The organism is Rhodocytophaga rosea, assembly GCF_010119975.1.
GTDB classification, from domain to species: Bacteria; Bacteroidota; Bacteroidia; order Cytophagales; family 172606-1; genus Rhodocytophaga; species Rhodocytophaga rosea.
Window position 1 is genome coordinate 4,049,993 of the sequence record NZ_CP048222.1, and the last position, 19,830, is coordinate 4,069,822.

Annotated in this window: 12 protein-coding genes; 5 read left to right on the top strand and 7 right to left on the bottom strand. The window is 43.2% G+C overall.

The window, feature by feature from the left end; genetic code table 11:
• Window positions 1-98 precede the first annotated feature (98 nt).
• From GXP67_RS16765 to GXP67_RS16780, 4 genes are all read left to right on the top strand, one after another.
• Window positions 99-3,230 (top strand): ATP-binding protein, encoded by a 3,132-nt coding sequence (locus GXP67_RS16765; RefSeq protein WP_162444189.1) that lies wholly within the window; start codon window positions 99-101, stop codon window positions 3,228-3,230.
• Between the two features lie 77 nt (window positions 3,231-3,307).
• On the top strand, window positions 3,308-4,540 hold the full coding sequence (locus GXP67_RS16770) for an ABC transporter permease (RefSeq protein ID WP_162444190.1): 1,233 nt from the start codon (window positions 3,308-3,310) through the stop codon (window positions 4,538-4,540).
• Window positions 4,541-4,738: 198 nt separating this feature from the next.
• Complete coding sequence (locus GXP67_RS16775; protein WP_162444191.1) at window positions 4,739-7,699, top strand: glycosyltransferase family 117 protein; 2,961 nt, start codon at window positions 4,739-4,741, stop codon at window positions 7,697-7,699.
• 213 nt (window positions 7,700-7,912) lie between these two features.
• On the top strand, window positions 7,913-8,821 hold the full coding sequence (locus GXP67_RS16780; RefSeq protein ID WP_162444192.1) for a prohibitin family protein: 909 nt from the start codon (window positions 7,913-7,915) through the stop codon (window positions 8,819-8,821).
• Window positions 8,822-8,902: 81 nt separating this feature from the next.
• Here GXP67_RS16780 and GXP67_RS16785 read toward each other — a convergent pair whose 3' ends face one another.
• A complete protein-coding gene (locus GXP67_RS16785) occupies window positions 8,903-9,181 on the bottom strand; it encodes a hypothetical protein (protein ID WP_162444193.1) in 279 nt (92 codons plus the stop codon).
• Between GXP67_RS16785 and GXP67_RS16790 the strand changes: the two genes are divergently transcribed.
• Entirely contained in the window at window positions 9,180-9,488 is a 309-nt protein-coding gene (locus GXP67_RS16790) for a hypothetical protein (RefSeq protein ID WP_162444194.1), read from the top strand. The genes GXP67_RS16785 and GXP67_RS16790 overlap by 2 nt on opposite strands.
• On the opposite strand, the gene GXP67_RS16795 is transcribed toward GXP67_RS16790, so the two are convergent.
• The 6 genes from GXP67_RS16795 to GXP67_RS16820 all read right to left on the bottom strand — a co-directional run bounded on the left by GXP67_RS16795 (window position 9,469) and on the right by GXP67_RS16820 (window position 19,794).
• A complete protein-coding gene (locus GXP67_RS16795) occupies window positions 9,469-10,215 on the bottom strand; it encodes an RDD family protein (protein ID WP_162444195.1) in 747 nt (248 codons plus the stop codon). The two genes, GXP67_RS16790 and GXP67_RS16795, sit on opposite strands and share 20 nt — an antisense overlap.
• Before the next feature lie 217 nt (window positions 10,216-10,432).
• The gene (locus GXP67_RS16800) at window positions 10,433-12,019 is read right to left on the bottom strand and encodes an AGE family epimerase/isomerase (protein ID WP_162444196.1); all 1,587 of its coding nucleotides are present in this window, start codon (window positions 12,017-12,019) and stop codon (window positions 10,433-10,435) included.
• A gap of 422 nt (window positions 12,020-12,441) precedes the next feature.
• Window positions 12,442-13,356 (bottom strand): hydroxypyruvate isomerase family protein, encoded by a 915-nt coding sequence (locus GXP67_RS16805; RefSeq protein ID WP_162444197.1) that lies wholly within the window; start codon window positions 13,354-13,356, stop codon window positions 12,442-12,444.
• Between the two features lie 48 nt (window positions 13,357-13,404).
• On the bottom strand, window positions 13,405-14,889 hold the full coding sequence (locus tag GXP67_RS16810) for a N,N-dimethylformamidase beta subunit family domain-containing protein (protein WP_162444198.1): 1,485 nt from the start codon (window positions 14,887-14,889) through the stop codon (window positions 13,405-13,407).
• Window positions 14,890-14,911: 22 nt separating this feature from the next.
• On the bottom strand, window positions 14,912-18,034 hold the full coding sequence (locus GXP67_RS16815) for a PVC-type heme-binding CxxCH protein (RefSeq protein ID WP_162444199.1): 3,123 nt from the start codon (window positions 18,032-18,034) through the stop codon (window positions 14,912-14,914).
• Between the two features lie 296 nt (window positions 18,035-18,330).
• Window positions 18,331-19,794: a mandelate racemase/muconate lactonizing enzyme family protein gene (locus GXP67_RS16820; protein ID WP_162444200.1), complete on the bottom strand. Its 1,464-nt coding sequence runs from the start codon at window positions 19,792-19,794 to the stop codon at window positions 18,331-18,333.
• Window positions 19,795-19,830 lie beyond the last annotated feature (36 nt).

The window sequence follows — 19,830 nt, forward strand, 5'->3', positions numbered from 1 at the left end:
AAAAAACCAGGCATTTGCAAAAAATATTAATACCTGTTGTCTAGATGATTATAAGGCTACTCACTACTTAATACTCTCTACTCTTAATTTATCAGAATTTGCGGATCAATAAGTTAAGTATCGCTACCAAAGTAACGCTGGTGTTCTCAGTACTTGTACTGACGGCTACTGCCGTGGCAGGGTATTTAGTGTATTCCGGCAATAGCCACCTGGTGATTGAATCGTCCAAAGAAAGGCTGCACTACAACTCGCAGGTTATTTCCATCCAGTTCTCTGCATCTGTAAAAGGCTTCAACGACGATATTCGTTTTCTATCCAAAAATCCGGTTTTTGAAGGTTTCATCCGGTCGGTAGAACACCATGGAAAAGATCCGGTTACGGGCCTTTCGCAAAAAGAATGGGAAGCGCAGGTAGCTCAGGTATTTCAATCTTTACTGGAAAGCCGTCCGTCTTATTTTCAGGCCGCTTTTATCGGCATGCCCGACAAAGGCCGCGAAATGATCCGTACTGACCAGCTCGAAGGCATCATCACCCAGATTCCTTCCGGGCAATTCCAGCAGATGGGCGATAAGTTTTATTTCAAAGAAGTAATTGCCCTGCCTCCCGGTAAAATATTTATTTCCAGCATAAACCTGTACAAAGAAAACGGAACCATTTACAAACCGCATTTGCCCTGCATGATGGCGGCCCTGCCAGTATATGGTACGAAAAGTCAAATCCTTGGAGTTTTGCAGGTGTATTTAAATCTAACCAATACTTTCAATAGCCTCAATGCCCTGGCCGGACAGAACACGACACTGTACCTGTCGAATAACCTGGGTGACTACCTGATGCATCCGGAAGCTGGAAAAACCTTTGGATTTGAACTCGGGAAACGCTGGCTTTTACAAGATAATTTTCCACAAGGAAAAGAATTATTAAGCGGTACTACCAGCCAGTTACAAGCTGAGGAAGTGTATAGTGGTACAGGCGAACCGGTTTTATTAAATCTGGAGCGTATTTATATTTTTAACGACCACGACCGGTTTCTGATTCTGGGCATGAGCAGCCCGTATAGTACGATTCTGGCAGGTATTTATAAAATCAGGAACAGCAGTTTTACGGTAACCTTGCTTATTTGCCTGGCTGGTATTCTGCTGACACTTGTTTTTTCAAGGTTTCTCATCCAGCCCCTTGAGCAGATCACGCAGGCGGTATCGCAGTTTGCTCATAATAAGGAAAATATTGTACTTCCTCAGAACCGCCAGGACGAAATTGGTGTACTGGCCAGAACGTTTAATGAAATGGCCTTGCAACTGAAAAACCAGATCCAAGAACTGGAGTATAAAGAGCAGAGTATCAGTGCCATTATTGAAACAACTATTGAAGCAATTCTGATTTTTAATGAGCAGGGAATTATTGAAAAATTCAATAAATCAGCCGAGCGTATATTTGGTTATTCATCGGAGGAAATTACCGGAGAAAATATTGAGCGTATTCTTTCTAATTTAAAAGAGCCGGTAAGCCGCCTGATCGGAACCGGGCGGGAAACGACTGCCCGTAGGAAAGATGGTGAAATCATTCATGTATATCTGGCTTTAAGTGAGTTCAGGGTAGAGTCTGAAATAAAATACACTGGTATTATCCACGACATCACGGCTCGTAAACAGGTAGAAGAAGAACTCATTATTGCCAAACAATCGGCTGAAGAAGCTAATGTTGCCAAAGACGAATTTCTATCGGTGATGAGCCACGAAATACGTACGCCTATGAATGCGGTAATCGGTATGAGCAAATTGCTGCTGCAAAATGAACCCAGCAAAAAACAAATTCCTATTATTCATACCCTTCAGTTTTCGGCCGCTAATCTGATGTCGCTGATCAACGATATTCTGGATTACTCCAAGATTCAGGCAGGAAAGATTGAATTTGAAAAAGTAGATGTTGATTTGATTGAACTGCTGAACAAAATCCATATGAGCTATCAGCCCAAAGCTGATGAAAAAAGGCTGACATTGATGCTCGACTTTGCTGACGATGTACCGCAGCTGATAAAAGGCGATCCGGTACGGCTGTATCAGATTTTCAATAACCTGGTGGGTAATGCAGTAAAGTTTACCGAACAAGGAGAAATTCATATTCTTGTTAAGAAAAACAGCCAGGGTGATGAGAGTAAGGAGAATTTGATATTTGAAATTGCTGATACCGGTATTGGCATTGCGCCCGACCGAACCAGAAGTATTTTCGAGCGTTTCACACAGGGCAGTTCCGATACCACCCGTAAATATGGTGGTTCGGGGTTAGGGCTCGCTATTACCAAAAACCTGGTAGAATTACAGGGAGGCTCTATTGAACTTGAAACCATACTCGGCCAGGGCTCTGTTTTCAGAATATATCTGAGCTTCGATAAAGCAAGTAATAACACCGGAAGAATGCAGGCCATACCTGTCACTATCAGCAAAGCAACACAGCAGGTAGAAGGGCTCCGGATTTTGTATGTGGAAGATGTAGCCTATAACCAGTTTTTAATTGAGAATTATGCCAGCAAATGGAAAGTTCAGGTAGATATGGCTTCCGGAGGATTGGAAGGCATTGCTAAAGCCAGGCAAAATAAATATGATCTGATCTTAATGGATATTCAGATGCCTGAGATGGATGGTTATCAGACCACCACCCAGATCCGGACTTTCAATAAAACTATTCCCATTATTGCAGTAACCGCTCTAGTTTCAGACCAGGCTAAAATTAAGCTTATTGAATGCGGAATGAATGATTATGTGCTCAAGCCGGTTGACCAAGATGAACTGCTGATGAAAATTATTGCTTACACTTCCCAGACAATGCTTAGTGTAACAAATACAGTTAAAATTCAAACAAATCCCCTTCCTGCCCATAATGAAGATCCGGTATTTTTCGGCCTGGAAGAAGCCTATGATTATGATATAGTAAAGATCCGGAAAGCCTTGCAGATGATTAAAAGCGAGTTTGTGAATTATAAGGAGAAATTTTATCAGGCCTTACTGCAAAAGAATACAGCGGAATTTGCCAGCAATTATCATAAGATCAAACCCCACATTCAACTCTTGCAACTCCAGCACCTGGATAGTTTATTAACCACTTATAAAAAAATGGATACAGGCGACAACCAGGAAGAATTACTTGCATGTAATAAGCGGCTAAGTGCTTCATTTGAAATCATTATTCAATCGATACAAGAGAAGATCGCTGCAGTAGATAAGCAGACTGCTTGATATAAGTGGAGTATTGCACAGATAAAATATGTGTAACTAGTTCAAGAAAGTGTTAGATTAACTTATCTATCCTATCCATGCTAAAGAAAATATTGCTTTCATTCGCACTGGCCCGGCAGAATATTGTGTCGAGGTTGTTTCATACGTTACTTTCCGTATTAGGTATTGTGATTGGAGTGGCAGCATTGGTTACGATTCTTTCTATGATTGATGGAATGGAAAAGTATGCCCAGGAACAAATTACCAAAACCACTTCGCTGAAAGCAGTAAATATCCGCACAGAAACCCACAAAAACGTAAATGGTGTAAGATTAAAAAAAGAATCATATGCCTATCTGGATTATAGTCAATTTCAGCAACTGGTTGCCTCTCTTACACATCCGGCCAAAACCTATCTGAATTTCAACCAATCGCATGAAGTTAATCTACAAGGGAAAAATACTCCGGCTGGTGCTTTAACCATTGGCCGTGCTGCACCGGCGGCTACTGATGTAAATATGGCATATGGCAGGTATTTTACTAAAGCTGAAGTAGATAGCCAGGCGAAAGTAGCATATGTTAATCATGTTCTGGCCAGCCACCTGATGGGCAAAGATTCGCTTTCAGGTTTACTAAGGCAGAAAATTACTTTTAGCAATAAAGAAGTTCAGGTCATTGGCATACTGGCTCCTTCGGAATACCCATCCGAACAAGCACAATTGTTTACGCCGATCACGTTATTTTCCAAAGAAGAATTAGCTGCTGAGCCTCCTTTCTGCACCATTATAGCAGATGAAGTAGAAGCGGTTCCGGCCATCAAAGTACAAGTAGAAAAATGGCTCAGCCAGCAGTTTAAGGGGAAAGAAACAGACTTTGTAGTGGCCACTAATGAAATGAGGGTAAAACAAGCCGCCCAGGGATTTCTGCTGTTTAGGATCGTAATGGGCTTAATCGTGGGGATTTCCGTGATTGTAGGTGGTATTGGCGTGATGAATGTATTGCTTATCTCTGTAACTGAACGGACGGTAGAGATTGGCGTAAGAAAAGCATTGGGAGCAAAAAAACAGGATATTCTGCTGCAATTTCTGGCCGAATCCGTCAGCATTAGTTTGTTTGGCAGTTTCCTGGGCCTGGTGTTGGGAATACTCAGTACGATGGTGATAATTCCAGTCATTAAAATGCTTACCCAGGCTCCTTTTCAGGCGGCATATACCCTCACTACTTTCCTCATTATTGCTGCTATCGCTATTCTGATCGGAATTGTTTTTGGTACTTATCCGGCTGTACGAGCCGCCAGATTAGATCCGGTAGAAGCCATCCGGAGGGAGTAAGTGAATAAGTAAATGAGTGATGGAGTGAATGAAATGCAAGGCCATCTCAACAAAATTAATTCAACAATACTTATTATTGATTACTCGCTCAATCTCTCATTCACGCAATCACTCATTTTTATTTTCCATATTCCCTCCTGATGCCTCGCAATAGTTTAGCTTTATTTAGTAATTTCGCACAAATTTTTAATAGCCAATATGTTTAATTTCAAGAAAGTAAATAACCTGACTGGATGGCTTGTGTTTTTTATTGCGGCAGTGGTATACACACTTACTGTAGAGCCTACCGCCAGTTTCTGGGATTGCGGAGAATTTATAGCCGTTTCTTATAAACTCATGGTGCCTCACCCTCCTGGAGCGCCTTTTTTCCTGCTGGTGGGCCGGATGTTCTCCTTACTGGCTGCTGATGTAATGACCGTAGCTTTCTGGATCAATATGTCGTCGGTGCTGTGTAGCGCATTCACCATTCTGTTCCTGTTCTGGACAATTACTTTGCTGGGCAGAAAAGTACTGAAAGTGAGTGCTGAAAATCTGACTTCGGCGCAGACCTTTAGTTTGATGGGTGCTGGCGTGGTAGGTGCCCTGGCATATACCTTCTCCGATTCTTTCTGGTTTTCGGCGGTAGAAGCAGAAGTATATGCCATGTCGTCGTTCTTTACCGCTTTTGTATTCTGGGCCATTCTCAAATGGGAATTGATAGAAGATGAAAGTTCTTCCAACCGCTGGCTTCTATTGATTGCCTATATGATTGGCTTATCCATTGGGGTACACTTGTTGAATCTGGTAGCGATGCCAGCCCTGGGTCTGGTCTATTACTTCAAAAGACACAAGCAGACTTCTGCGGTGGGTATAATAACAGCCTTACTGATCAGTGGTGCTATTATTATGGCCATTATGGTTGGAATTATTCCCGGCTTGCCTAGTCTGGCTGGTAAAATGGAGATATTCTTTGTTAATAATTTGGGCTTACCTTTCGGATCAGGCATCTTATTTTTTACAGTTTTATTTCTGGGTGGGCTGGTGTATGGGATCTATTATTCTATAAAAAAGCAAAACGCTGTTTTAAACACCAGTCTGCTTTCGCTGGCATTTATTCTTATTGGTTATGCTTCGTATGCCATTATTCTGATACGGGCCGAATACAATCCTCCTATCAATGAAAACAACCCCAGTGATGTGCTTACCTTTGTGTACTATCTGAAAAGAGAACAATATGGCGATCGTCCCTTACTCTATGGCCCTAACTTTAATGCACAACTGGTAGATCAGCAGAAAGGCGAACCTTTGTACAGAAAAGGCGAAACTAAATATGAGATCTACGATTATAAACTCATCAACGAATTTGATCCTAAGGGAAATACCTTACTACCCCGAATGCACAGCCGCCAGCCAGGCCACGAACAGCTCTATCGCCAGATTGTGAACCTGAAGGAAGGCGAACGTCCAAACCTGGGCGATAATCTGGCATTTCTATTCAAACACCAGCTGGGACATATGTATTTCCGCTATTTCATGTGGAATTTTGTAGGCCGTGAGAGCGACATTGAAGGTGCCGGATGGCTTTCACCTCTCAGCCCTGGGCGGGATGAACTGCCATTTGAGCTGGCGACCAATAAAGGCCGGAATAACTTTTTCATGTTGCCTTTTATTCTGGGTTTAGTCGGGTTTTTATACCATTATGGAAAAGACAAACGGCGGTTCTTCATCGTTACCATGCTTTTCTTCCTCACTGGTATTGCCTTAATTCTCTACCTCAATTCTCCGCCGGTAGAACCCCGGGAACGGGATTATATTTATGTAGGTTCATTTTATGCGTTTGCGATATGGATAGGTCTGGGTGTAATGGCTCTGGCAGAAACATTAGGCCGCATTATTAAAAATCCGTCTGCTTCCTCTCTAACAGCCGGAGTAGTTTGCCTGGTAGTGCCGGGTGTGATGGCGGCTCAGGGATGGGACGACCATAACCGGTCTAAGCGCTATCATTCGGTAGATTCTGCCAAAAACCTGCTGAGTGCCTGTGCACCAAATGCGATCTTGTTTACCGGCGGCGATAATGATACATTCCCCTTATGGTATGTACAGGAAGTGGAAGGTTTCCGCACCGATGTGCGGGTGTGTAACCTGAGTTTGCTGGGTACAGAATGGTACATTCAGCAGATGAAACGCCCAACGTATGAGTCTAAGCCTTTGCCTATTTCGCTGGAACTGCCGCAGTATATTTCTGGTAAAAATGAGCAGATTCCGCTGGTAGAAAATCCGAATGTTAAAAATGGAATTTCCCTGCCGCAATACATAGATCTGGTAAGAAAAGATAATCCGGCTATTAAAATTGCCTACCGCGACGAACAATTAACTGTGCTTCCTTCCAGTACACTGGTGCAGCCAGTAGATAAACAAAAAGTATTGCAAAGCGGCATTATTATGCCTTCTCTACGTGATTCTTTGACTGAAAGAATGGTTTGGAATGTGAACCGTGGCGATTTGCTGAAACCCGACCTGATCATTCTGGATATGATTACGACCAATAACTGGGAACGGCCTATCTATTTCTCCAGTACGCTGGCGCCTTCCAGCTACCTGAATCTGAAAGAATTTATGCAGGTAGAAGGGTTGGTTTACCGCCTGTTGCCAGTGAAGGTTGCCGGGGCTACACAGGGATATATTAATTCAGACCTGATGTATGAGAACATGATGAAGAAGATGTACTGGCGGGAGATGGGTAATCCGAATGTGTATTATGACGACAATTACCGCCGCTTCCCGATAAATGCCCGTTTGCATTTCTACCGCCTCGCTGACCAGTTACTGAATGAAGGTAAAAAAGACAAAGCCCGTGCTATAGCCTTACATTCTCTGGAAGTATTGCCAGATGCAGGTGTTCCCTACGATGAGATGACAGCTAATATTGTTTCAGTTCTGGTGGGTGTAGGGGAAACCAAAAAAGCCCAGGAAGTATCAGATATTTTATCTGGCCGTGCCGACCAGAATCTGAACTATTACCTGACGAAGGGCCGCAATAACCAGCGTGAGATTCAAACCAATTTATATGTATTGAATCAGGTGGCAGAAGCCTTTACGGGAAAGAAAGAAGGCGAAAAATACAAAGCTATTTTCGATAAGCACTACAACAATTTAGTAAATACGCAGGGAGGTTTATAATTCTTGCTTAGTTGTTTCATAAGTAAAAAGCAGGCCTTCATCAAGCCTGCTTTTTGTTTGCAGAGGAGAATTTAAAATATCCACTTTTTTAGGCTAACTTGGAATTATTAAACAGGGGACTACCACAAAGCAGTATAGAATTTATAGTAACTGCCACTTATGTACTTGTTAAAATAATTTTTTCCTATCCAACATCCATAAATTCATACCATTATGCTCATCGCAATCATAGGCATTGTTATGCTGATTATCGCCTTTTCATTAAGTAAATCTAATTATCAGGTATATAGATATGCTACTGGCATTAAAGTAGCCGGTGTGGCACTTATACTCATAGGAGCACTGGCTTCTTCGGTGGTGCAGGTAGATGCCGGGGAAGTAGGTGTACAAAAACTATTTGGAAAAGTGAGCGACCGCACCCTGGAAAGTGGCTTAAATGTGGTAAATCCGCTGGTTGAAGTTACTACATTTAATATCAAAACGCAGAATTATACCATGTCGGCGACACATGAGCAAGGCGACAACCAAGGGGACGATGCCATTCGTGTATTATCGTCGGATGGTCTTGAAGTAGTGATAGACCTGACTGTATTGTATAAAGTGATGCCTGCACAATCACCTAACATTTTGCGGGAGATCGGCACAGATTATAAAGACATTATTGTACGGCCTATCACCCGCACCAAGATTCGCGATAATGCCGTGTATTACGATGCCGTTTCTTTGTATTCTACTAAAAGAGAGGAGTTTCAAAGCCGTATTTTCAAAGACATAGAAGCCAACTTTAAAACCCGTGGTTTGCTGCTGGAACAATTACTTATCCGGAATCTCAATCTGCCGGCTTCTGTCAAACAAACCATTGAATCTAAAATTAATGCAGAACAGGAAGCCCAGAAAATGACTTTTGTCTTGCAGAAAGAAAAACAGGAAGCCGAACGCAAAAGGGTAGAAGCGCAGGGTATTGCCGATTATCAGCAGATCCTGAGTACCGGGCTCAGTGATAAACAACTGCAATATGAAAGTATTAAAGCACAACAAGCCATTGCTACCTCGCCTAATTCTAAAGTTATCATTATGGGTGCCGGACGTGGAAATATGCCGCTGCTTATCAGCGATAAGTAACAGGATTTGGAAGGCTAACCTAACCACAATTACAATCTGTAAATGTAGTTGTGGTTTTCTTTTTTGGCACCTGTCTTCTGCTCAAATGTTGCACAGCATATTAATTTCAATTTTTCCGCCTATAACCTTTATTATAAATCTTTCGTAAAAATTCTTGCTTACGCCGGTTTTGAAGTGCAATATATTGCCAGTTCTTTTATAACCATTTTCCTTATCAGCTTCCTGGGATGAGGAAAATCCGATTACCTTATTTACTTTATCTATTGTCATTTGAGAAGAAGTTCCGGGCTTTAATGTGCCTGGTGGATTGCCTTTTGTGTTTGCAAACGGCTTTTTGTATGCATTAATAAATAAATCCATGATCAACTATAACTTTATAAAAACATACGATAGCATTATTAAATCTTATCAAAGATTACAGACTTCTGTTGCCGACCTGATAAAAGCTTCCGGTACCAGACACCAGGAAATATGGGACAAACTTGGTTTTAAAAAGGATACCTTTTACCGCAGACTCCGGCTGCATGACTGGAGCAGCAAAGAAATGCAGGTAATGATTCCTTTTCTGGTAAAAAAAGTAAAAAAGTCAGATCCAGAGTTATATGAACAGATCGTTAACGAACCTGTTGTGGATAGCAATGGGAAACTTACGCCTGAACCACAATAGTCTCAGATATTTTATCGTGGGTGGTCTGGTGATTGGTGTCCCAGTAGTATTGAAAAAAGCCAAGCAGAAACGAAGAAGCTGAAGAAGAATAGCCGGAAAAACGTTCAAAACTGTTCCACAAGGTAATAGGCGTACCATTCAGTTTCACTACTTTAATTTTCATCAAACGTTTGCCGGGTGTTTGTCCCTGCCATTTCCAGGTGAATAGTGAAAAGTATAACATACCGCTCAGCAGTCCGCCAAAAAAAGTAAAGACATTATATACATCCTTAAACGGATGAAAAAGCATCGCTCCTTGTACCTGTTTTTCTGAAATTGCCCCATATTCTGTAGGCGAAAGCATGCCCAACACAATACCGGCCGCTATTACAATTGAAACGACAATAGGGCCATAGATGATCAGATACATATACCAGGTGAGATGCTTTTTAAACTGGCTCCGGAGCGATTGTTCTACATCATATTTCTCCAGATGCTCATCCAGCTTATGAATATTATTACGGATCAGGATTGAATTGCGCAGGAAGGCCGTTTTATATTTTTTCCTCATCATTACCAGCGCAAATATGACCAAAGCGGTGAGCCATAGATACTGGGTACAGGCAAATATTATCACCCAGTCTATTATAAAGGCTATGGTTCTTCTGCCAAAAGAAGCCAGAGAACTTCCTTGCAGGGAATCGTCAATTTTGAGGTGGGTTAGGTTAAATTGTTTGGTGGTTGGCATACATTTAGTTTCAGTGGCCGTTGCAAATGGCATCAAATACAACAGCGTATCATTCGTCACTCTATGCAAATTACAAAATTAGCAGCGCTCTGGAAATAATTATTACATATTCAAATAGAGGATTTAATTGAGTTGCCAAGGTGCTGTTAAAAGCTTTCCTGTCTGAGACTTTTACCATTCGATATTTCCTCTGATAATTATGGAATAATAGATTGCTCTACTCTCTGGTAATAGCCTGCGATACCGTTTCATTACCAGACAAATCTTTGGCAATTACGTACAAATCATTCTTTTTAGAAGCATCACTGGCAGATAAGGCAAACTGTGCAAGCGGTGTAAATCCTATTTTTTTCCCACCCAAATAAATATCATATCCTATTACTTGTCTGTTATCGGTAGATGCTTTCCATTTTACAACGGCCTGACTATTATTTGTACTGATAGTTAAACCCGTTGGGGCGCTCGGTGCTTGTTTATCAGGATTTAACCGGAGTAAGCAGTTCATCAGTGAACGGCTTTCATGATAACAGGCTTTCCAGGCATGGCCTTTATTACCTTTCGCCTGATCTGGTTCTTTATCAATACCACCGGCATACCAGCCGCCATATTTAGAATCGAGCAGGTATTTTTTTACATACTCCCACTGTTTGGTAAACTTGTCGTAATACTGTTGTTTGTCGTTGGGGTAGGTATCAGCCATCAGCAATAAGGTATTCAAGGCTTCTGCCTGTGTCCACCAGTTTTTGGCATCATGAATAATTGCAATTTTATCACTACCCTTATAATAATAGCCCTGGTCATAAAATCCGCCAGCCTGGTTATCCCATCCATTTTGCAGGGCATGGTCTACCATTTTCTTGGCAATTTTCATCGTAACCTCATCATGTTTCAGACCCAGCGTATGCGATGCTTCGAGCAGTAGATAAGCCGTTTCTACATCATGCCCGAACGATACATGGTCGAGCCGGTGGTTGGCTTTTCTGGCTGTTTCGGAAGAGTCCCGGTAAGAAACCGGTTTCCATTCTGGCGTAAGGAATAAAGTCAGGTATCCTTTGGGTGTTACAATCCTATCTCTGATGAGCATCAGCATTTCCTGCAAACGTACCCTCAGCAGATTATCCGGCCATACGCTGTATAGTTCTGTAAAAGCTTCGAGCAGGTGAATAGAACTGTTCTGATCCTTATAGCCTACTTCGGGGTTAGTAGCCGAGCGTTTCAATATAGGTTTGCCTTCTCTGGTCAGATGTTGAAAATAGCCTTTTGCTTTTGGATCATGGCTATGTTTTTCTAGCCACAAAAATGCCTGTTTTGCTAAATTTAATGTAGCCGTATCACCAGAAAGCTGATAATACGCTGCCAGGGCATAAATTCCGAATGCATTGCCATAGGCTGTTTTGGGCTCATCGTCTTTTGGTTTTCCATCTCGGCTTACCCAGGTATAAAATCCACCATGATATTTGTCCCACAACACATTCCGAAGATAAGCATAGCCATGCCGGGCGGCAGTTCGGTATTCCTGGTTGCCTGGATAAAACAAAGCTGCTTTGGCTGGTGTCCAGGTGTGGCGGGCCTGGGTTACAATCATTTTGTCTTGCGGACCGGTGAGTTTCCAGTCGTAGGTGAAAGTGGTAAGAAATCCTCCTTTTTCTTCATCAATAACAGCCGGGAAAAATTTTGTGAGCAAGTCTCTTTGTAAAGATTGCTCCATTTCATTGGCAATAGTGGCTCTATTAAATTCCGGATGTAGGGGATAAAAGGTAGCCAGTGCCACTAGTAAAAAGCTAATTAAGGTAGAAACAGGCATATTGAGGTGGGTTGTTTTACATCAAATATAGCAAGTTAAACATCGTATTGTTTCTGGCAAGGGATAAAGACATAAAAAATGAGCAGCCTCTAATTCTATAGATTAACGGCATAACTGCAACTACATTTTGTTAGACGATACACAATAGAGCTAATTATCAGCTTAGTGGGCGTAATAAAAAGGCATTCAATTTTTCGATTTCTATTAACTCTTTTCTCGATTGCCCATTGAGAGACTGTATTAGAAAAGATAGGAAAGCTTATTTATGTTAACTGGAGAATAAACTGGCTTATAAGCAAAATTGAAAACTTTTTTATCATACACTTCTTTTGAATATGTTTGGACTGATGCATGCTTTTCTTGCAAAACCTTTGATGGGTTTTCATCTGTTTTCAAATTTCTGTCTTCTAAAGAGCAACTCACTATTTGGGGTCAACTGAACGATACGCTTTCAGGGCGGCCAAGGCGCCTTCTTTACCAGGTTTACTAATTCCGTGTTCCAAGCCAACAAAACCTTTGTAGCCTTTATCCTGCACATGCTGCAATACTTTCCAGTAATTAATTTCTCCGGAAGTAGGTTCTTTGCGGCCTGGTGTATCGCCCATCTGGATATACGCAACCTCATCCCAGGCATAATCTAAAGTAGGAAGCAAGTTGCCCTCCTGAATTTGTACGTGGTAAAAATCAAACAGCACTTTCACACTCGGACGGCCGACAGCTTTTGCTAGGGCATACGCCTGTGGAATGGTATGCAGAAACATATTCGGATGATCGATTTTGTGGTTCATCGATTCCATTACCATCACAATGCCATGCGGTTCGTAGATATCGGCGATGCGTTTGAGCAGGTCGATGGCATTGGCCATCTGAAAGTCCCAGGGAAGTTTTGGATCGTAAACACCCAATACGTTGTGCACAAATTTAGTATTCATCCGTTTGGCAATGTCTACGGATGCCTTTACATCACTCAATACCTTTTCCCGGAGACTGGTATCTCTTCCGGCAAAGGTGACATCCTTAAAGGTAAGCGTTCCCACAAACTGCCCGAATTCCATACCCAGTTGTTGCATGGCTTTGCTGATGCGTTCCTGATCGGCTATCGGCCTGTCTTTGAGCATAGTATTTTCCCAGGCACGGAATCCCTGGTCATATCCCCATTTCACTTGGTCTACCGGATCTTTTCCAGAAAGCTCTGCGAAAATGCCAAATTCTGGAGAAAATTTCATTTTAAAAGGCGTAGTATCTTTTTGATTCTGAACAGCTCCGATACTAGCAGATGCCGAAAGTGCTGTGATTCCGGTAAGTAAACTATTTTTTAAAAAGTGGCGGCGTTCCATAATTGAATTTTGTTTGTAAAACTGAATAGTAAAAGTTTGTGTTAGTACTTATTTACCTGCCTGGACTGATCTGGCCCGATTCAGTAAGTTGCGAGTCATCTGCTGTACCCTGACATCTTCTTTGGTGAAATCTTTGCCAGGAGGGTTCCGGAAACTAGGTGGTGATGATAAAGGCATACTCCACCAGCAAGTGGCTGCATTAAAAACAAAATTTCCTTTCGGACCATTATAGATGGTAGTGGTATAATTATCCGGGTCTGGCTTCCATTTATCATCCATTTTGGATTGCGCCAGTACGATCAGGCTTGGATCATTCCGCAAGGGCGGACCCTGATATTCCCACCCAACTAGGTCAGATATCGCATCGCCGTTTTTTAGTCCGGTTTTTTCAAACAACCAATGATCAGCTTGTTTTACAGTCCAGTTGCCAAGGCCAACGCCGTAAGAAGAAGCACCCATCAGGTTTTGTTCATCTGGAAAATCGCGAATACGGCCCATAATCCTATCTGGCCTTCCATCGGAGCTGGTCGTCAGAAAGATTTCTCCATCCACAGAATTGCCCCCCAAAAACAACAGATTTATTCCCTGGTCACGGGCATGGCTTACATTCATATGCATCTGCCTCGTCCAGTATTCGTCGTGGCCTACTGAAATAAATCCTTTTACCCGCAATAGCCCTTGGGCATCCTGGTGGGTATCCAGGTTAGAAACATAGGTAACATCATAGCCTTCTCTTTCCATCCAGAAAGCCAGGGGAAATTCCCATAGCAAAAACTCTCCCGAACCATTGGTATATAGATTCAAATTCGAAGGAAGGCCATTGTAATAGAAAGTATAAGGACGGTCGAAGCTCAATATATTGCCTCCACTTGTATTCCAGATATTGTCCTGAAAATCGTATAAAGAGCGCCAGGCTGGCCACCGGTTATAGGCTTGCCAAGTAAGATCAGACACCTGGAACATAAAATCGGCTTTGCGTTTATCTTTTACCACAAATACGATATATGCCTGATAGCCGGTATTATTCTCGGTGAGTTTACCCAGATACACCCCACTTACCCATTCGGAAGGTATTGTAAAGGAATGTGAGCGCTGCCATACCGATTCTCTCAGGTTCCTTTTTCCATCTTCAGGGGTGGGTTGTGCGATGCCTTTTATATTCTCTACAGATAGCATCCGCCTGCCTCCATTTCCCTGGTAATAGCCCATCCGGAACACTTCCAGTTTAAATGTGGATATAGGCTCTGTATTTACATATACATGCACCGTATCTCCGGCTGCATAACTAGTTTTGGATACAAAACCTTCTATCCGTTTGCTTCTGGCATAATAAGGGGGTGCGCTCTTCTGGTCTTTGATAAACGTGCGTACTGTATCCACCTTGGTAAGCATCCATTCTTTGGTGCCTGGCTTATGGTTCTCTGCCAAAATCAGGCTGTTGGTCTGCTGTGCATATACGTATACTGGCAAGCATATCAGCAGGCAAATGACACTAACAAACTTGTATAGCAAAAGATACAAACGTTTTTTCATAGGCTTGTCCGGATTTACTACTTTACCTGAGTATAGACTGATCTGTTTCCGGATCCTGGTCCTGGCCGAGAATGAATGCCATGAGATCAGCCATTTCCTGGGGTGTGAGTAATTGATCCAATCCTTGTGGCATCATAGATGTATTCTGGATTTCCATCGAAACGATTTCTTCTCTGGGAATACGAACCGAATTTTGAGGGGTAGTGCCCAGGACAATAGCTTGTGGTGTTTTTTCCTGAATAACACCAGTATGCTCACCAGTTTTAGTCTTGATGCGGTAGGTTTCATACTCGCGCACAAAACTCACACTTGGATATACAATCGCTTCTAATAAATCATGGGCAGAACGGTCTTTCTGGATCGAAGTGAGATCTGGTCCCAGTTTTCCGCCTTCGTTGCCAATTTTATGACAGGTCCAGCAAATGGCTTTTCCGAAAAACAAGGTACGGCCTTTTTCCAGATCTCCATCGGCAATACGGCCTTCCATTTCCTGCAGGCGTTTCAGCCTTCCGGCCTGAACTTCCCGTAGTTTTGCCAACAAACTATCGATACCTGGTTTCACTTCTTGCGGATAACTGGCAAAAATGGTTTGCATATTTTCTTCCGAAAAACTATCCAGGCTTTTCGAATTCATTAACGTAGTAGCCAGGGCTTTCCCAATTTCACCGGTATGCCCATGCTGAAACACCGGAATCAGGCGAGGCAAAATAAAGGCATCGGCTTTGGGTAGATATTCTGTAGCAAGTTTCATCAGTTGTTCTTCCGAAAGTTTGCTTTGCGCTAGTACAGTAGCGGCCTGCTGGCGAAGAGGGGCTTCATTTTCGGCCTGCAACTGACTATATAAGTATTGAAACTGACTTTCGCTAAGTGCCGATTGCGTTTTGAGCAATGCACCCAGGGCTGCAATCCGTATATTTGCCTGGATTTTAGTGTTTTCAGCTGCCTGCTTAAGTTGTTTACTGAGGAAAGTAATCTCCCGCAGATTTACCAGTTCCAGTACCTTTGCCTGTACCAGAGGATCAGTAGAGGAAGTAAGCTGACTGCCTATACTTTCTGTCCAGATAGGCGGAAATTCTTTTCCAGGACATTTAGCCATCGCATCCATCAGAAATAATTTGCGATCAGTTGTAGCTTCTTTCAGGGCATTTGCCATAAACTGTTGCATGGCGGTGTTCCCACAAAAAGACACTAACATTTCACCGTACAGGTCTATTTCATCGGTAGAAAGTACACTGCCTTTCAACCGTTTTTCTAAAAACCCGATCATTTCCTTAGCCCACTCTGGATGGTGTGAAGCTACCCAAAGAGCTGTATGTTGCAGATTTTTGTTGGTATTTGTCAGAAAAGGCATCACCTGACCGGCTTGTAAAGTGGATGCCGCCATCTGGTCTAAAGCGATCATGGCTACCTCCTGTACTTGGGAAGATGTATGTGCTAGTGCTTGCTGTATTTCTGCCGGCTGGTTGAGTGTAATGAGTGAATAAATAATAGCATGTTGAATAAAACGGTCGCTATTCCCATCTGCGGCCGATAATAGGGCCGGAACTGCTAAGGGGGCACCTATCTGGCCTAAAGCGGTTGCCGCCTGACGTTTAGCAGCCGCTTCATCTTTAGCTACCATTTCCATCAATTTGTTGATAGCCTGCTTATCTTTTGCCAGACCTACAGAACGGGCGGCAGCTACTCGTACTTGCAAATCAGCATCGCCGAGGGCAGAACGGATGCCGGTTAATGCTTTATCTGTGCCTATCCGGTAGAGAATAAACACTGCTTTGGTACGGACATCTGCCAATTTGTAATTTTTTAATGCTTCGCTTAGGGGGATTACAGCAGTTTCACCCAAATCTACCAGCCGCTGTACAGCCCGGTCTCGTACAAAAGGCCGATCATCTGACAGTAGGCTTACGGCTTTTGTTGCTTCCAGAGAATTCCAGTTGATTTGTTTACCAAAGGGATCATCCACTGTTGGGGTATTTTTGCGGCGTACGCGGTAAACAGCGCCCTGCAGTTCTGGCTTGGAAACTTGTGAAAGCGGACATCCTTTAATAAACCACCCTCCAGTTTCTACCACCAGCAGGCTGCCATCGCCATCTTCCAGTACATCTGTCGGGTGAAAATCTTCATTGGTTGTAGAAAAGAAAACTTGGTCTTCGGTGTGGAATGAAGCACCCTCACGGATTAATTTGTGCCGGATGATACGATGCGTATTAAACTGGGCACTGAATAAATTATCTTTAAAGTCTTCGCCCAGTGCAGTATTCCGGTAACGGCCAATACCTGCTGGCGAAACTCTGGAATACTTGGAAATGACTGGCATCAGTTCACCGGTACGCACCAGGCTATCTCTGTCAATATTTTTATTTGGCTTGGGATATACACCCCCTTCGGTCCAGTATACCAATGCATCCCGTTGGCCGGCTTTGGGATCGGTAAAATAAGTTTCGGTACCAATGGGTTCTGCTGCTTCGGTAAAGGTGAGTTCTACCGGATTATTCATGCCGCCAGCCGAAATCCATTCCAGCTTAGAACCATCTGGTTGAACCCGCCAGATACGGGCAGTGCCGCCTTTCAGCCGTTGCCCTTCTTTGGTAGTTAAGTCAAACCCCATAATGGCATTGGTCAAATACAGCCATCCATCAGGCCCGATAAAAGGACCAATCAGACTATTTGCATTCACATTCAGAATCCAGCCCGAAAGCAATACTTCCCTTTTGTCGGCTACCCCATCTCCATTGGTATCCGTGAGTTTGAGCAGATCGGGGGCAGAAGAAGCATAGAGGCTTCCTTTGTAGAAAACACCTCCCTGCGGAAAACCTACTTTGTCGGCAAAAATGGTGCTTTTATCATAGATACCATCCTCATTGGTGTCTTCCAGCAGGTTGATCCGGAACTTAGGATTCTGAATAGCATCTTCCGATTTAGCATACACATCACCGGTAGATTCAAATAAAAAAAGCCTTCCGGTTTCGTCTACCGTACCAAACATAGGATAATCCACTAGATCCGGACCGGCGACTACTTCTACTGAGTAGCCCTCAGGTACTTTAATAGTTGCTAAACGTTCGGAATGATCCGTCTTTGCAGCTGTCTCTTTGCTGTTTTGTGAAGACGAGCAGGCTACAAAAATTACTGTTTGGAACAACATAAGGTAAAGGAGAGGTCTGGTACACATAGTTGCTGACATTAAGAAGAAGGAAGAAAGTTTTTGGATTTAGAGTGTATGGAAATCAGCCTGCTTTCTAACTTGAAAAAGCTAAAAACAGACCTGATACAGGTACGCACATAAAAATCAATTTCCGGAAAAGGCAAAACAGGTTTGTTTACAAGATATTTATAATATTGTAAACAAACCTGTTTGAGGTTAAAAATAAATACGGTTTAACTAGTTAGTTAACTTCTTACAATCAACGAGTTAACCTGTATTTTGGAATCCTGTTTCTCCTAGCTCCACAGGCGGTCGGCAGAGCGGTCTTCGTTCCATTCAGGCGTAGGCGCAAAATATTGTTCGCCTTTGAATAAGTGTTCTTTTACCACTTTCTCATTCAGTTCGATACCCAAGCCTGGCTTGTTGGGAACAGGGGCAAATCCATCTTTCACCAGCGGTTTATCTCCGGTTACCAGATCTTCCCACCAGGGCACATCTACCGAGTGATGCTCTAGGGCAACAAAGTTCTGGGTAGCTGCAGCGCAATGTACATTTGCCATAAACCCAACCGGTGTACCGGCAAAGTGCATCGCCATCGGAACTCCCCGTTCTTCTGCAAAATCACCGATACGTTTTGTTTCCAGAATACCGCCAGAACTGGCCAGATCAGGCTGAATCATGTCTACAGCACCCGCATCGATGAGTTTTATGAATTCTTCTTTAAGGTAAATGTCTTCGCCGGTAAGCGTAGGTGTATCAATGGCATCTGTGATCTGCTTCCATAGCTTGGTATATTCCCATGGCACCATGTCTTCGAGCCAGGCCAGCTGGTATTTTTCCAGGGCTTTGCCCAGCCGGATATTACTATTTACCCCCATATGCCCCAAATGGTCGGCAGCAAGCGGGATATCATAACCTACAGCATCCCGTACAGCGGCTACATATTTTACAATTTCGTCGAGGCCTTTGTCTGTGATCTGTATGTTGGTGAAGGGATGTTTGGTATTGGCATATTCACTGGGGCCCCACTGACGCAGAGGTTCTCCTCCAAAATTTTTATGCCCGATCAAAGCACCAGGAATATTCTGGATCATTTCGATGCCAAAATCCATTTTCAGAAACGTATATCCTTTATCTGCTCTTGCTTTCATGCGCTTTCCAAATTCGCTGGCATCATCGGAACTGGTGGTATCGGTATACATGCGCACTTTATCCCGGTAGCGGCCGCCCAGCATCTGGTATACCGGCACATTAAAGGCTTTGCCAGCCAGATCCCACAATGCCATTTCTACGCCGCACACACCACCAGCCTGACGGCTATGTCCGCCAAATTGCTTGATCTTTTTAAAGACCTTTTCCACATTACAAGGATTTTCACCCAGCAGGCGGCTTTTCAGAAACAAAGCATAACGTTTACTGGCCCCATCCCGTACTTCACCATATCCATATATTCCCTGGTTGGTATCAATCCGGATGATGGGCACACGCATAGGAGCACCTGCTACTTCGGCAATGCGCAGGTCGGTGATTTTAAGATCCGAAGGATTGGACGCCCGGCTTACTTTCTGGGTAGTATATTCGAGTTGTTCCTCTGTAGGGGCAAACATTAAGGCACTCAGGCTCAAGCCTCCAAAACCGGCTTTTTGCATGAAAGAACGGCGGTCCAGGCGGTTAGATTCTTCCGGCAGGCCAGATGTTTCCGGCGCTGGAGAAGTGGCATTGAGTTTGGAAAGTAATTGTTTGAGTCTGCTTTTAGTCATGGCATCAATAAAAGTTAAAAGTTCAGGGTTGAGAGT

Excerpts from the sequence above, each read along its gene's own strand:
- GXP67_RS16770 (WP_162444190.1), top strand. The coding sequence starts at position 3,308 with ATGCTAAAGAAAATATTGCTTTCATTCGCACTGGCCCGGCAGAATATT.
- GXP67_RS16775 (WP_162444191.1), top strand. The coding sequence starts at position 4,739 with ATGTTTAATTTCAAGAAAGTAAATAACCTGACTGGATGGCTTGTGTTT.
- GXP67_RS16780 (WP_162444192.1), top strand. The coding sequence starts at position 7,913 with ATGCTCATCGCAATCATAGGCATTGTTATGCTGATTATCGCCTTTTCA.
- GXP67_RS16790 (WP_162444194.1), top strand. The coding sequence starts at position 9,180 with ATGATCAACTATAACTTTATAAAAACATACGATAGCATTATTAAATCT.
- GXP67_RS16785 (WP_162444193.1), bottom strand. The coding sequence starts at position 9,181 with ATGGATTTATTTATTAATGCATACAAAAAGCCGTTTGCAAACACAAAA.
- GXP67_RS16795 (WP_162444195.1), bottom strand. The coding sequence starts at position 10,215 with ATGCCAACCACCAAACAATTTAACCTAACCCACCTCAAAATTGACGAT.
- GXP67_RS16800 (WP_162444196.1), bottom strand. The coding sequence starts at position 12,019 with ATGCCTGTTTCTACCTTAATTAGCTTTTTACTAGTGGCACTGGCTACC.
- GXP67_RS16805 (WP_162444197.1), bottom strand. The coding sequence starts at position 13,356 with ATGGAACGCCGCCACTTTTTAAAAAATAGTTTACTTACCGGAATCACA.
- GXP67_RS16810 (WP_162444198.1), bottom strand. The coding sequence starts at position 14,889 with ATGAAAAAACGTTTGTATCTTTTGCTATACAAGTTTGTTAGTGTCATT.
- GXP67_RS16815 (WP_162444199.1), bottom strand. The coding sequence starts at position 18,034 with ATGTTGTTCCAAACAGTAATTTTTGTAGCCTGCTCGTCTTCACAAAAC.
- GXP67_RS16820 (WP_162444200.1), bottom strand. The coding sequence starts at position 19,794 with ATGACTAAAAGCAGACTCAAACAATTACTTTCCAAACTCAATGCCACT.